11 protein-coding genes are annotated in these 13,647 nt (G+C 67.6%); 7 read left to right on the forward strand and 4 right to left on the reverse strand.

Annotated features, from left to right (window positions below):
• Position 1 precedes the first annotated feature (1 nt).
• Both AB1I47_RS12030 and AB1I47_RS12035 read right to left on the reverse strand, forming a co-directional pair.
• Positions 2–1,546 (reverse strand): NfeD family protein, encoded by a 1,545-nt coding sequence (locus AB1I47_RS12030; RefSeq protein ID WP_354683978.1) that lies wholly within the window; start codon positions 1,544–1,546, stop codon positions 2–4.
• Positions 1,547–1,640: 94 nt separating this feature from the next.
• Positions 1,641–2,534 carry a LysR family transcriptional regulator gene (locus AB1I47_RS12035; RefSeq protein WP_354683979.1) on the reverse strand — a complete coding sequence of 298 codons (894 nt, stop codon included), beginning with the start codon at positions 2,532–2,534 and terminating at the stop codon, positions 1,641–1,643.
• A 132-nt stretch (positions 2,535–2,666) separates the two neighbouring features.
• On the opposite strand from AB1I47_RS12035, the gene AB1I47_RS12040 reads away from it, so the two are divergent.
• From AB1I47_RS12040 to AB1I47_RS12065, 6 genes are all read left to right on the forward strand, one after another.
• Positions 2,667–3,926, forward strand: coding sequence for a YbfB/YjiJ family MFS transporter (locus AB1I47_RS12040; protein ID WP_354683980.1), 1,260 nt, complete (start codon positions 2,667–2,669; stop codon positions 3,924–3,926).
• Between the two features lie 133 nt (positions 3,927–4,059).
• The gene (locus AB1I47_RS12045) at positions 4,060–4,833 is read left to right on the forward strand and encodes a class II aldolase/adducin family protein (RefSeq protein ID WP_354683981.1); all 774 of its coding nucleotides are present in this window, start codon (positions 4,060–4,062) and stop codon (positions 4,831–4,833) included.
• A gap of 36 nt (positions 4,834–4,869) precedes the next feature.
• Positions 4,870–5,058 (forward strand): 4-oxalocrotonate tautomerase, encoded by a 189-nt coding sequence (locus AB1I47_RS12050; RefSeq protein WP_354683982.1) that lies wholly within the window; start codon positions 4,870–4,872, stop codon positions 5,056–5,058.
• 26 nt (positions 5,059–5,084) lie between these two features.
• Positions 5,085–6,116, forward strand: coding sequence for a threonine aldolase family protein (locus AB1I47_RS12055; RefSeq protein WP_354683983.1), 1,032 nt, complete (start codon positions 5,085–5,087; stop codon positions 6,114–6,116).
• Between the two features lie 43 nt (positions 6,117–6,159).
• Positions 6,160–6,744 carry an NUDIX domain-containing protein gene (locus AB1I47_RS12060; RefSeq protein ID WP_354683984.1) on the forward strand — a complete coding sequence of 195 codons (585 nt, stop codon included), beginning with the start codon at positions 6,160–6,162 and terminating at the stop codon, positions 6,742–6,744.
• A gap of 49 nt (positions 6,745–6,793) precedes the next feature.
• Entirely contained in the window at positions 6,794–7,021 is a 228-nt protein-coding gene (locus AB1I47_RS12065) for a sulfurtransferase TusA family protein (RefSeq protein WP_354683985.1), read from the forward strand.
• A 72-nt stretch (positions 7,022–7,093) separates the two neighbouring features.
• Here the strand turns inward: AB1I47_RS12065 and galU are convergent, their stop codons facing one another.
• Both galU and AB1I47_RS12075 read right to left on the reverse strand, forming a co-directional pair.
• Complete coding sequence (gene galU, locus AB1I47_RS12070) at positions 7,094–7,984, reverse strand: UTP--glucose-1-phosphate uridylyltransferase GalU (protein WP_354683986.1); 891 nt, start codon at positions 7,982–7,984, stop codon at positions 7,094–7,096.
• Between the two features lie 123 nt (positions 7,985–8,107).
• Positions 8,108–10,975 carry a valine--tRNA ligase gene (locus AB1I47_RS12075; RefSeq protein WP_354683987.1) on the reverse strand — a complete coding sequence of 956 codons (2,868 nt, stop codon included), beginning with the start codon at positions 10,973–10,975 and terminating at the stop codon, positions 8,108–8,110.
• Between the two features lie 291 nt (positions 10,976–11,266).
• On the opposite strand from AB1I47_RS12075, the gene AB1I47_RS12080 reads away from it, so the two are divergent.
• Complete coding sequence (locus AB1I47_RS12080) at positions 11,267–13,615, forward strand: UvrD-helicase domain-containing protein (RefSeq protein ID WP_354683988.1); 2,349 nt, start codon at positions 11,267–11,269, stop codon at positions 13,613–13,615.
• The last annotated feature ends 32 nt before the right edge of the window (positions 13,616–13,647 follow it).

Below are 13,647 nucleotides of genomic sequence, written 5' to 3' on the forward strand. Positions count from 1 at the left end.
GTCAGGCTCCCTTGTCTGGAGTCGGTTGGGGTGGAGTCGGTGGCGCAAGCGCGCCGTTGCCGGCGGCGATCACATCGAGTATCAGGCCGTGCCGCGCGGTGACTACCACCGGCGTGCCGCGCGGCAGCGGGGTGGCACTGCGCACGCGCCAGTTCTCGCCGCGCACCATGGCCCAGCCTTCGTCGCGCAGGTCGTCCAGCAGTTCACCGCGGCTGCCGACCAGCGTGTCGGCGCCGCTGACCACCGGCCGCTTGCGCGAGCGCAGCAGCACCGCCGACATGCCGAACACGAAGATCCCCGACATCGCTGACAGTGCGGCCACCATCGGCAGCGGCACGCCAAAGCCCGGCACGTCGGTGTCGATCAGCATCACCGCGCCGAAGGCAAAGGCGATGATGCCGCCCACCCCGAGCGCGCCGAAGGTTGGCAAGAACAGCTCCGCCACCATGCAGCCGATGCCCAGCGCCACCAGCGCCAGGCCGGCGTAGTTGACGGGCAGCATATGCAGCGCGAACAGCGCCACCAGCAGGCAGATCGCGCCGGCGATGCCGGGTACCACCATGCCGGGCGTGGAGAACTCGAAGATCAGCCCGTAGATGCCGATCATCAGCAGCATCAGCGCCACGCTCGGTTCGGTGATCACGGCCAGGAAGCGGCTGCGCCAGTCGGGTTCCAGTTCCACCACCGGTGCATGGGCGGTGTGCAGCACCGTGGTCTTGCCGCCGGCGGCAGTGAGCTTGCGGCCCTCGATCTGGCGCAGCAGCGCCGGCAGGTCCGAGGCGACGATATCGACCACGCGCTGCGCCAGCGCCTCGTCGGCCGACAGGCTGACCGACTCGCGCACCGCGCGCTCGGCCCATTCGGCATTGCGTCCGCGCAGTTGCGCCAGGCCGCGGATATAGGCCGAGGCATCGTGCATCTGCTTGCGCGCCATGGCGTCGGCACCCGCCGGTTCGCTGGCGGGGGCGGAAGCGGGCTTGGCGCCCGGCACCGCGTCGGGCCGCTGCGGTCCGCCGATGCCGACCTGCACCGGGGTGGCAGCACCCAGGTTGGTGCCGGGTGCCATCGCGGCGATATGGCTGGCGTAGAGGATGTAGGTGCCCGCGCTGGCGGCGCGCGCGCCGCCCGGATAGACATAGCTGGCTACGGGTACCGGCGAGGCCAGGATCGCCTGGATGACGTCGCGCATCGACGCATCCAGCCCGCCCGGGGTGTCCATCTGCAGCACCACCAGTTGCGCGCCGGCCTCGCGGGCGCGCGTCATGCTGCGCAGGATAAAGCTGGCGCTGGCCGGCGCGACCGCCCCTTTGAGCGGGATCACGTAGACCGGCGCGGTGGCCGTGGCAGCCGGGGCCGCCGGCGCCGAGGCAGCGGAGGCGGGCGCGGCCCGGGCATCGGGACTCGCAACGAAAGCTGCCAGGAAAGCAGCCAGCAAAGTCGCGACGACAGTGGCGAGCGCGGCGGCGCAGCACGCCAGCACCAGTCCGGCCAGCAGGTGGCCGGGCAGCAGCCGCAGGGCCCGCGGGAGCGCGGTGGCAGGTTTCATCGGGAAGGCGGGGCACGCATGGTGCCGTGGTGGCGCCACTTCCAGTGTAGACCACCGGCCACATGTTGCACGGGCTGTGCCACCCGCTTTTGGCTCAGGCCGCGGCCAGTTCCCGCTTGCCGGCGGGGCCGGGCGCTGGCGCCGCGAGGGCGTCGACCAGCGCATGCAATGCCGCGCTGGCCATGGCCGGGTGCCAGGCCAGCATGGTGCGCACCCGGCCGGCGTCGCCCAGGCTGTGCTGGCTGATCGCCGGCAGGTCGCGGTACAGCGCCAGCACCGAGCGCGGCACGATGGCCGCGCCGATGCCCGCCGCCGCGCAGGCGACGATGGCATGGTACGAGCCGAGTTCCAGCACGCGCGGCGGCGGGGCGTCGCCGATGGCGTACCAGGCCTCGACGCGCGCGCGGTAGTTGCAGCCGGGCTCGAACGCCAGCAATGTCGGCACTTCCAGGTCTGCCGCGGTGCGGATCGGCCGATGGCGCTCGCGCGCGATCACCACCAGCTCTTCCTCGAAGGCGGCGATGGTGGACAGCGCCGGGTCGGGCACCGGCTCGGACACGAAGGCGCAGTCGACCTCGAACCGCGCCAGCGCATCGAGCGCCTGGCGCGTGGCCAGCGTCACCAGTTCCAGTTGCACCTCGGGCCAGGCCTGGTGATACGCGGCCAGCACATTGGGCAGCCGGCTGGCGGCGGTGCTTTCCATCGACGCGATGCGCAGCCGTCCGTGCGGACGGGCCGGCAGCACCGCCTGGCGCGCCTCTTCGGTCAGCTGCAGAATGCGGTTGGCGTAATCCAACAGCGTCTGTCCGGCCGGCGTCAGCACCATGCGCCGGCCGTCACGCAGGAACAGCTCCACGCCGAGCGACTGCTCGAGCTGGCGGATGCGGGTGGTGACATTGGACTGCACCCGGTGCAGCCGCTCGGCGGCGCGGGTAATGCCGCCGGCTTCGACGACGGCGCGGAAGATTTCCAGTGCGGCGAGATCCATGGCCGGAGGCTCCTGAAGGGATTCCCATCTCGCATCAGGATGCATCGCATCTTGATAATTCATTTTTCGGGATGGTTCGCCAAGCGTAGCATACAGGGATCGCAATGCAATGCTGCCCCCACAGCCAGCGTCATGCCCAACCTGCACAGCATCGATCATGAACCCGGCGCTACGGCCGGCACCGGCCTGGCGGCGCGGACCATGGCCCGCAAGGCCGGGCCCGTCGCGGTGGCGCTGGCCGGGCTGGTGTCGCTGGCGGTGGTGATGGGCATCGGCCGCTTCGCCTTTACGCCGCTGCTGCCGATGATGCTGCACGACGGCTCCGTCACGCTGCAGCAGGGCGGCTGGCTGGCCACGGTCAACTACATCGGCTATTTCGCGGGTGCCGCGCTCTGCATGTTTATCCGCCCCGACGCGGTGCGGATGGTGCGCCGGGGGCTGGTGGCGACGGTGCTGCTGACGCTCGGCATGGCCCTGCCCGGCGGCATGCCGGCCTGGTCGCTGTGGCGCGCCGCCGCGGGCGTGGTCAGCGCGGTGGTGATGGTCTACACCGCGGCATGGTGCCTGCAGCGGCTGTCGGAGCAGGGCAAGCCGGAACTGGGCGGGCTGATCTTCTGCGGGCCGGGGCTGGGCATCGTGGTGACCGGGCTGGGCACCTCCGGCATGGTCCATGCGGGCTGGCATGCCGACTACGGCTGGCTGGCGTTCACGGCGCTGGCCGCGGTGCTGTCGGCGGCGGTGTGGCGCGTGTTCGTGGCCGAACCGGCGCCCGCCCAGCCGGCCTCCGTGCAGCAACCGGCCGCCGCAGAAAGCCATCCCGCCCGGCTCGACATCCAGACCTGGACCCTGACGCTGGCCTACGGCCTGGCGGGCTTCGGCTACATCATCACCGCGACCTTCCTGCCGGTGATCGCGCGCCAGGCGCTGCCGGGCACGATCTGGGCCGACCTGTTCTGGCCGATCTTCGGCGCGGGCGTGGCGGTGGGCGCCTTTCTGGCCACGCGGGTGGGCATGGCGCACGACAGCCGCACCCTGCTGGCACTTTCCTACGGCATGCAGGCGCTGGGCGTGGCGATCGCGGTGGTATGGCCGACCGTGGCGGGCTTTGCGCTCAGCAGCCTGCTGGCGGGGCTGCCGTTCACCGCGCTGGTGGCGTTCGCGATGCGCGAGGCGCGCCGGCTGTGGGGCCCGCATGCGCCGCGGCTGATGGGGCTGATGACGGCGTCCTACGGCCTTGGCCAGATTGCCGGACCGCCGCTGGCGACCGCGCTGGTGGCGCGTACCGGCGGCTTCGCCAGTTCGCTGGCGTGCGCGGCGGCAGCGCTGCTGCTGGGGGCGCTGGTGTTTGCCTGGATGCGGCGCGCGTGGCCGCCGCAGCCGCCCCGGAGCTGAGCGCGGCGGTTGCGCTACAGTATCGGCTTTGCCGCCTGACGCGCCACGCTTTGCGATCCTTGCAGCAGTGGCGCGGCACAGAAGGCCGGGGCCGTACCCGGCACGCGAGACCGGGCGGCGCAGGAGCGACCCCATGTCTTTTGCCTTGCAGCCCGCGCGCGCCGCGGGCACTTCCCATCCCATTTCAGCCGAGGAACAGCGCGTGCGCGTCGACCTTGCCGCGGCCTACCGCCTGGCCGCGCGCGAGGGCTGGGATGACCTGATCTACACCCATATCTCGGCCACGGTGCCGGGCGAGCCCGACCACTTCCTGATCAATCCCTTCGGTTTTGCCTTCGACGAGATCCGCGCGTCGGACCTGGTCAAGATCAACGGCCGCGGCGAGGTCGTCGGCGCAACGGTGCATCCGGTCAATGTGACCGGTTTCGCGCTGCACGCCGCCGTGCATGCGGCACGGCCCGATGCGATGTGCGTGATGCACCTGCATAACACCGCCGGCATCGCGGTCTCGGCGCAGGCCGCCGGGCTGTTGCCGCTGTCGCAGCACGCGCTGCGCTTTTACGGCCGCATCGCTTATCACGACTACGAAGGGCTCGCCTTTACGCCGGCCGAAGGCACGCGCCTGACCGCGTCGCTGGGCGAGCATCCGGCCATGCTGTTGCGCAACCACGGCACGCTGACGGTGGGCCGCACCGTGGCCGAGGCCTATGTGCTGATGGCGACGCTGATCAAGGCGTGCGAGATCCAGATCGCGGCGCAGGCCGGCGGCGCGCTGGTGCAGCCCGAGGCGGCGATCGCGCACAAGACGTCGGAACAGCTCTACGACAACGGCGCGGTAGAGGGCGAGATGGAGTGGCCCGCGTTGCTGCGCAAACTGGATAGAATCGACCCCTCGTACCGGGACTGATGTCCCGACAACAACATCCACGCACAGGAGCATTGCATGCCGACTTTCCACGTCGAAATGTTTGAAGGCCGTACCATCGAGCAGAAGCGCAAGTTCGTCGAGGAAGTGACGCGCGTCACCTGCGAAACGCTGGGCTGCTCGGCGTCTGCCGTAGACATCATCATCACCGACATCAAGCGCGAGAACTGGGCCACCGGCGGCGAACTGTGGGCCGACAAGAAGTAGCATCCGGGACCGCACTGCACCAGACCATGCAGCACTTCGCCTCCGACAACTACGCCGGCTTCTGCCCGGAATCGCTCAAGTATTTCCTGGAAGCCAACGCCAGCGGCCACGAGCAGGCCTATGGCGACGACACCTGGACGCAGAAGGTCTGCGACCGCATCCGCGACCTGTTCCAGACCGACTGCGAAGTGTTCTTCGTGTTCAACGGCACGGCGGCCAATTCGCTGGCGCTGTCGGCGTTGTGCCAGTCGTACCACTCGGTGATCTGCCACGAGCTGGCGCATATCGAGACCGACGAGTGCGGCGGTCCGGAATTTTTCTCCAACGGCTCCAAGCTGCTGACCGCGCCGGGCGCCGGCGGCAAGCTGACGCCCGATGCGGTCGAGGCGCTGGTGACGCGCCGCTCCGATATCCACTATCCCAAGCCCAAGGTGGTATCGCTGACGCAGTCGACCGAAGTCGGCACCGTCTATACGGTGGAAGAGGTGCGCGCCATCGCCGCCATTGCCAAGCGCCGGCAGTTGCGCGTGCATATGGACGGCGCGCGCTTTGCCAATGCCGTGGCGACGCTGGGCGTGCATCCGTCCGAAATCACCTGGCGTGCGGGTGTCGATGTGCTGTGCTTCGGCGGCACCAAGAACGGGCTGCCGGTGGGTGAGGCGGTGGTGTTCTTCGACCGCCGCCTGGCCGAGGACTTTGCCTATCGCGTCAAGCAGGCCGGGCAGCTAGCGTCGAAGATGCGCTTTATCTCGGCGCCGTGGCTGGGTTTGCTCGAGAACGACGTGTGGCTCGCCAACGCGCGCCATGCCAACGCGATGGCGCAGCTGCTGCAGCAGCGCATCGCCGATATCCCGGGCGTACGCATCATGTTCCCGACGCAGTCCAACGCCGTCTTTGCCGAGCTGCCGCTGCCGGCGATCGAGGCGCTGCGCGCGAAGGGGTGGCGCTTCTACACTTTTATCGGCGCCGGCGGCTGCCGCTTCATGTGTTCGTGGGACCTGCAGCCGCAGACGGTGGAGGCGCTGGCCGCCGACATGCGCGCGGCCTGCAGCGTATAGGCCAGTGCCACACTGATAACGAGACCCCTTCAGGAGCCCCCATATGCAATACCGATTCTGCCCGCAGTGCGGCGCGCCGCTGGAGGTGCTGCCGTTGTCCGGTCGCGAACGCCACGCCTGCGTGCAGCAGGAATGCGGCTTCGTGCACTGGAACAACCCGCTGCCGGTACTGGCGGCGGTGGTGGAATACCAGGACAAGCTGTTGCTGGCGCGCAATGCCGCGTGGCCGGAGAAGATGTTCGCGCTGGTGACGGGCTTCCTGGAGCGCGACGAGCCGCCCGAGCTGGGCGTGGCGCGCGAGCTGAAGGAGGAAACCAACCTCGATACCGAGTCGGTCGCGCTGATCGGCGTCTACGAGTTCATGCGCAAGAACGAGCTGATCATCGCCTACCACGTCAAGGCGACCGGCACCGTCGCGCTGTCCGAGGAACTGGCCGAGTACAAGCTGGTGGCGCCGGAGGATGTGCGCGTGTGGTCGGCCGGCACCGGCTTCGCGGTGGCCGACTGGCTGGCCGCGCGCGGCTACCCGGTGCGCTTTTTCGATCGCCAGACCGGCGAGGACATCCCCGACCCGCGCCGCCCGCACGACTTCAGCCAGGTCGGCGCTTCGCTACAATACCGGTGGTAAGGCCGGTCCGAAAGCCAGCCTCATAGCCCAGAATCGAAGGAAGAGACGAATGGAGTTCCAGAAAGAAGTGGATGCGCGCGGCCTGAACTGCCCGCTGCCGATCCTGCGCACCAAGAAGGCGCTGGCCGACATGGCCAGCGGCGACGTGCTCAAAGTGCTGGCAACCGACCCCGGCGCGACGCGCGATTTCCAGGCCTTTGCCAAGCAGACCGGCAATGAGCTGATTTCGCACTCGGAAGTGGACAAGGTGTTTGTGTTCTATATGCGCCGCCGCTGATCAGCGGCAATCGCGAACGAAGAAAAAGCCGCTCGAAAGCGGCTTTTTCTCTGGCTGCGCGAAGCGGGGCGCTTAGCTGTTAGGCCGCGTCAGATGCTCGCGCGATTCCAGGTAGGCGCTGAACTCGTCGCGCACTTCCGGGTGCTTGAGCGCGAACTCCACGGTCGCCTTCAGGTAGCCCAGCTTGCTGCCGCAGTCATAGCGGCGGCCCTCGTAGCGATAGGCCAGCACCTGCTCCTGGCTTAGCAGGGACTGGATCCCGTCGGTCAGCTGGAACTCGCCGCCGGCACCCGGCTTCAGTTCGCGCAGGTGGTCGAAGATGCGCGGCGTCAGGATGTAGCGGCCGACCACGCCGAGGTTGGACGGCGCGTCTTCCGGCGCCGGCTTCTCGACGATGTTCGACACCTTGATCACGCCCGGTTCCCACTCGCGGCCCTCGATCACCCCGTAGGAACGGCTCTGCTCCGGCGTGATTTCCTCGACGCCCAGCACCGAGCAGTTGTAGTGGTTGTAGGTATCCACCATCTGCTTCATCACCGGCGGGTTGCCGTCGATCAGGTCATCGGCCAGCATGATCGCGAACGGGGTGTCGCCGACCAGCTTGGCGGCGCACAGCACCGCGTGGCCCAGGCCCAGCGCCTCGGGCTGGCGCACGTAGTAGCACTCGACATTGGCGGGCTTGATCGAGCGCACCACATCCAGTAGCGCCTGCTTGTTCTTGGCCTCGAGCTCCACTTCCAGTTCGTAGGCCTTGTCGAAATGGTCCTCGATCGCGCGCTTGGAACGGCCCGTGACGAAGATCATCTCGGTAATGCCGGCCGCCATGGCTTCTTCCACGGCGTACTGGATCAGCGGCTTGTCGACCACTGGCAGCATTTCCTTCGGGCTGGCCTTGGTGGCTGGCAGGAAGCGGGTGCCCAGGCCCGCGACCGGGAAGACGGCCTTGGTGACGCGATTTTCCATATCTTGTGTACCTCTCGGATTCTGGTTCATAACCCTGCCAGCCAATTCCGGCGCCGTCTGTCCGGCTCCGTCCGACGATCCGGTAACGGAGCCCCGGACTGGCAGGTGCGTCACGGCTGCCCGTCAGGCCGGCAGCCGCTGTAACTGGCCCTGCAGCTTGGCCAGTGTCTGCTCGAAATCGGCCAGGCGCTGCGTCTCCTGCGCCACCACGGCGGGCGGCGCCTTGGCGACAAAGCTCTCGTTGGAGAGCTTGGCGCGGCACTTGCCGATTTCTCCACCGATGCGCTCGACTTCCTTCGACAGGCGCGCGCGTTCGGCGGCAACGTCGATCTCGATCTTCAGCAACAGGTGGTTGCCCCCGGCAATGGCGACCGGCGCACCGGCGCCTTCTGCCTGCAGGGCGGATTCATCTTCGAAGACCCGAACCTCGGAAAGTTTCGCCAGGGCCTGGATATGTGCGCTGGCCGCCTTCAGGAAGGCGCTGTCGCCCTCGGCATAGAGGGGGATGCGCTGCGCCGGCGAGATGTTCATTTCGCCACGCAGGTTGCGGCAGGCATCGATCACTTCCTTCAGCCGTGCGACCCATTGCTCGGCTGCCTCGTCGATCTTGGCGACGGCCGGCAGCGGGTAGGGTTGCAGCGCGATGGTCTCCGAGCCGTCGCCCTTGGCGCGGCCGGCCAGCGGGGCCACCTTCTGCCACAGCTCCTCGGTGATGAACGGGATGATCGGATGCGCCAGGCGCAGCACGGTCTCCAGCACGCGCAGCAGCGTGCGGCGGGTGGCGCGCTGCTGGGCTGCGGTGCCGTTCTGGATCTGCACCTTGGCCAGTTCCAGGTACCAGTCGCAGTACTCGTCCCAGACGAACTTGTAGATCGCGTTGGCGATATTGTCGAAGCGGTATTCGGCGAAGCCCTTCTCGACCTCGGCCTCCACGCGCTGCAGCAGCGACACGATCCAGCGGTCGGCCTGCGAGAAATCCAGGTAGCCGTCCGGACCGCAGTCGTTGTTGCACGGGCCCATGCCGCAGTCATGGCCCTCGGTGTTCATCAGCACGAAGCGGGTCGCGTTCCACAGCTTGTTGCAGAAGTTGCGGTAGCCCTCGCAGCGGCCGGTGTCGAAGTTGATATTGCGGCCAAGCGTGGCCAGCGAGGCGAAGGTAAAGCGCAGCGCATCGGCGCCAAACGCGGGAATGCCCTCGGGGAATTCCTTCTTCGTCTTCTTCTCGATCTTGGGCGCGTCCTTGGGACGGCGCAGGCCGGTGGTGCGCTTCTTCAGCAGCGTGTCGAGGTCGATGCCGTCGATCAGGTCCACCGGGTCGAGCGTGTTGCCCTCGGACTTGCTCATCTTCTTGCCTTCCGAATCGCGCACCAGCCCGTGCACGTAGACGGTATGGAAGGGCACCTTGCCGGTGAAGTGCTTGGTCATCATGACCATGCGCGCCACCCAGAAGAAGATGATGTCGTAGCCGGTGACCAGCACCGACGACGGCAGGAAGTGCTGCAGCTCGGGCGTTTCCTCGGGCCAGCCCAGCGAGGAGAACGGCACCAGTGCCGACGAGAACCAGGTGTCGAGCACGTCTTCCTCGCGGCGCAGCGCGCCGGTGCTGCCGGCTGCGCGCGCCTTGGCGACGGCCTCTTCCTCGGTAAGGGCGACGAAGCAGTTGCCGGCATCGTCGTACCACGCCGGGATCTGGTGGCCCCACCAGAGCTGACGGGAAATACACCAGTCCTGGATATTGCCCAGCCACTGGTTGTAGGTACTGATCCAGTTCTCCGGCACCACCTTGATCTCGCCGCTCTGCACGGCTTCGAGCGCCACCTCGGCGATCGAGCGGCCGGGGTAGAAGGTGCCTTCCGGCGCCGGCTTGCTCATTGCCACGAACCACTGGTCGGTCAGCATCGGCTCGATCGCGCTGCCGGTGCGCTCGCTGCGCGGCGTCATCAGCTTGTGCTTCTTGACTTCGGCCAGCAGGCCCTGCTTGTCGAGGTCGTCGACGATGGCCTTGCGCGCTTCGAAGCGGTCCATGCCGGCATAGGCGGCGGGCGCATCGGCGACGATCTTCGCATCCAGCGTCAGGATCGACAGTTGCGGCAGGTTATGGCGCTGGCCGACGGCGTAGTCGTTGAAGTCATGGCCCGGGGTCACCTTGACCACGCCGGTGCCGAACTCGCGGTCGACGTACTCGTCGGCGATCACCGGGATCTGGCGGCCGGTCAGCGGCAGGTGCACGAACTTGCCGATCAGGTGCGCGTAGCGCTCGTCTTCCGGATGGACCATCACGGCGACGTCGCCCAGCATGGTTTCCGGGCGCGTGGTGGCCACGGTCAGGTGGGTCAGGCCACCCCTGGCGTCAGCCTCGACCAGCGGATAGTGGATATGCCACAGCGAGCCCTCTTCCTCGACGCTGTCGACTTCCAGGTCCGACACGGCGGTGCCCAGCACCGGATCCCAGTTGACCAGCCGCTTGCCGCGGTAGATCAGCCCCTGCTCGTACAGCCGCACGAAGACGTCGGTGACCGCCCTCGACATCTCCGGCGACATCGTGAAATATTCGCGGCTCCAGTCGATCGACGCGCCCATGCGCCGCACCTGGCGGGTGATGGTCGAGCCCGATTCTTCCTTCCACGCCCACACCTTCTCGGTGAACTTCTCGCGGCCCAGGTCATGGCGCGACACGCCCTGCGATTCGAGCTGGCGCTCGACCACGATCTGCGTGGCAATGCCGGCGTGGTCGGTGCCCGGCACCCACAGCGTATTGGCACCAGACATGCGCGCGTGGCGCGCCAGGCCATCCATGATGGTCTGGTTGAAGGCGTGGCCCATGTGCAGCGTGCCGGTCACATTGGGCGGCGGCAGCTGGATCGCAAAGTCCGGGCGGGCAGGGTCGAAGGTCGGCTTGGCAATGCCTCGCTTCTCCCACTCGGGGCCCCATTTCGCCTCGATGGCGGCGGGTTCGAAGCTCTTGGCAAGCGATTGGTCTTGGGCGGTCATGCTGGGATGTCGAGGTTGGCGTCTGTTGCGTCGCAGGGCGGTGCGGCGCCTGCGCCTGGCGGCCTGCGGCGGCCGCTGGGGCCGGCATTGCGCCAGTGAAACGCCAAATTATACGGGGGCGCGCCGGCCGCTGCCTATTCCGGGGACGAGGGGATCGCCGGCTAAGCCTTGGCGGCGCCAGTTTGGGCGCCGGTTTGCGGGGGCGGGCCGGGCTGTTTTCGGACATCCGGAAGTGACGGATCGGACAGGGGCCGACCGGTATAATCGACGCCATTCCACAAGGCCTCTCCGATGTCCGACCTGCTTGCCAACCTGAACGCCGAACAACTAGCCGCCGTTACCCTGCCTGACGAACCGGCGCTGATCCTGGCGGGCGCGGGCAGCGGCAAGACCCGCGTGCTGACCACGCGGATCGCGTGGCTGATCCAGAACGGGCACGTGTCGCCGGCCGGCATCCTGGCGGTGACCTTTACCAACAAGGCCGCCAAAGAGATGCAGACGCGCTTGTCGGCGATGCTGCCGATCAACACGCGCGGCATGTGGATCGGCACCTTCCACGGCCTGTGCAACCGCATGCTGCGCGCGCATTTCCGCGACGCCGGCCTGCCGCAGACTTTTGCCATTCTCGACAGCCAGGACCAGCTCTCGGCGATCAAGCGGTTGCTGAAGTCGCTCAACGTTGATGACGAGAAGTACCCGCCCAAGAACCTGCAGTACTTCATCAACAACGCCAAGGAGCAGGGCCTGCGCCCCGCCGACGTCGAGGCCAACGACGACTTCAACAAGCGCTTCGTCGACCTCTACGCCGCCTACGACATGCAATGCCAGCGCGAAGGCGTGGTCGACTTCGCCGAGCTGCTGCTGCGCTGCTACGAGCTGCTGCGCTACAACGACGCCATCCGCCAGCACTACCAGCACCGCTTCCGCCATGTGCTGGTCGACGAGTTCCAGGACACCAACGTGCTGCAGTACCAGTGGCTCAAGCTGCTGGCCGGCTACGGCACGCAGAACCCGGCCGCGGTCTTTGCGGTCGGCGACGACGACCAGAGCATCTACGCCTTCCGCGGCGCCAACGTCGGCAATATGCGCGACTTCGAGCATGAGTTCCGCGTGCGCCGGATGATCAAGCTGGAGCAGAACTACCGCTCGCACGGGCATATCCTGGATTCGGCCAACCACCTGATCGCGCACAACGCGCGCCGCCTGGGCAAGAACCTGCGCACCGACGCCGGCCACGGCGAACCGGTACGCGTGTTCCAGGGTGGCTCCGACCAGCAGGAGGCCGCCTGGATCATCGAGGAGATCCGCGACCAGATCGCGCAGGGCGCGAGCCGCGCCGAGATCGCCATCCTGTACCGCAGCAACGCGCAGTCGCGCGTGATCGAGCACGCGTTGTTCTCGGCCGGCATCCCGTACCGCGTCTATGGCGGCCTGCGCTTCTTCGAGCGCGCCGAAATCAAGCACGCGCTGGCCTATATGCAGTTGCTGGAGAACCCGCGCAACGATGCCGCCTTCGGCCGCGTGGTCAACTTCCCGGCGCGCGGCATCGGCGCGCGCTCGCTCGAAGTGCTGCAGGACATGGCGCGCCAGTATGACTGCTCGCTGGCAGAGGCGGTGGCCTACGTGCCCGGCGCGGCCGGCAGCAAGCTGGCGGCGTTCACGCGGCTGATCGAAACAATGCGCGACGATACCCGGCGCATGACGCTTGCCGAGACCGTCGAGTACGTGATCAACACCAGCGGCCTGATCACCTACTATCAGGGCGAGAAGGAAGGACAGGACCGCATCGAGAACTTGCAGGAACTGGTCACTGCCGCACAGGCCTTCGTGGTCGAAGAGGGATACGGGCTGGAAGCGCTGGCCGCGGTGATCCCGGTCGATCGCTCTGCGGCCATGCCCGCGCTAGCCGACGGCGACCAGGCGCAGCAGGTGCTGGACCCCGAGGCGCTGCCGGTGGTGATGACGCCGCTGGTCGCGTTCCTGACCCATGCCTCGCTGGAAGCGGGCGACAACCAGGCCCAGGCCGGCCAGGACGCGGTGCAGATGATGACCGTGCACGCCGCCAAGGGGCTGGAGTTCGACGTGGTCTTTATCACCGGGCTGGAGGAGGGGCTGTTCCCGCATGAGAACAGCATGATGGATCCCGATGGCCTGGAAGAGGAACGGCGGCTGATGTACGTGGCGATCACGCGTGCGCGCGCGCGGCTGTTCCTGTCGTTCGCGCAAAGCCGCGTGCTGCACGGCCAGACGCGCTACCACGTGCGCTCGCGCTTCTTCGAGGAACTGCCGGAAGCATCGCTGAAGTGGCTGACGCCGCCGGCGCAAAGCTACGGCGGCGTGCGCAGGCAGGAACGGGACAGCGCATGGGGCAAGGACTGGTTCCGCAAGCCCGAAGACGTGCCCTACACCGGCACGCGCCCGACCGGCGGCATGGACAACGGCAATGGCTACGCGGATGCCAAGCGCGAGGCCGGCACCGGTTTCCGCGTGGGCCAGTCGGTGTTCCACAACAAGTTCGGCGAAGGCGTGATCACCGCGCTGGAGGGCGATGGCACGGATGCGCGCGCCAATATCAACTTCAAGCGCCATGGAGCCAAGTGGCTGGCGCTGTCGGTGGCGAAGCTGGATGCGATTGATTGAGGGGTGAGGGGCGTTGCTTGCGACGACGCTGG

The organism is Cupriavidus necator, from assembly GCF_040578825.1.
In the GTDB taxonomy this organism is placed as follows: Bacteria; Pseudomonadota; Gammaproteobacteria; order Burkholderiales; family Burkholderiaceae; genus Cupriavidus; species Cupriavidus necator_E.

Coding starts and splice junctions, on each gene's coding strand:
- AB1I47_RS12030 (WP_354683978.1), bottom strand. CDS start 1,546: ATGAAACCTGCCACCGCGCTCCCGCGGGCCCTGCGGCTGCTGCCCGGC.
- AB1I47_RS12035 (WP_354683979.1), bottom strand. CDS start 2,534: ATGGATCTCGCCGCACTGGAAATCTTCCGCGCCGTCGTCGAAGCCGGC.
- AB1I47_RS12040 (WP_354683980.1), top strand. CDS start 2,667: ATGCCCAACCTGCACAGCATCGATCATGAACCCGGCGCTACGGCCGGC.
- AB1I47_RS12045 (WP_354683981.1), top strand. CDS start 4,060: ATGTCTTTTGCCTTGCAGCCCGCGCGCGCCGCGGGCACTTCCCATCCC.
- AB1I47_RS12050 (WP_354683982.1), top strand. CDS start 4,870: ATGCCGACTTTCCACGTCGAAATGTTTGAAGGCCGTACCATCGAGCAG.
- AB1I47_RS12055 (WP_354683983.1), top strand. CDS start 5,085: ATGCAGCACTTCGCCTCCGACAACTACGCCGGCTTCTGCCCGGAATCG.
- AB1I47_RS12060 (WP_354683984.1), top strand. CDS start 6,160: ATGCAATACCGATTCTGCCCGCAGTGCGGCGCGCCGCTGGAGGTGCTG.
- AB1I47_RS12065 (WP_354683985.1), top strand. CDS start 6,794: ATGGAGTTCCAGAAAGAAGTGGATGCGCGCGGCCTGAACTGCCCGCTG.
- galU (WP_354683986.1), bottom strand. CDS start 7,984: ATGGAAAATCGCGTCACCAAGGCCGTCTTCCCGGTCGCGGGCCTGGGC.
- AB1I47_RS12075 (WP_354683987.1), bottom strand. CDS start 10,975: ATGACCGCCCAAGACCAATCGCTTGCCAAGAGCTTCGAACCCGCCGCC.
- AB1I47_RS12080 (WP_354683988.1), top strand. CDS start 11,267: ATGTCCGACCTGCTTGCCAACCTGAACGCCGAACAACTAGCCGCCGTT.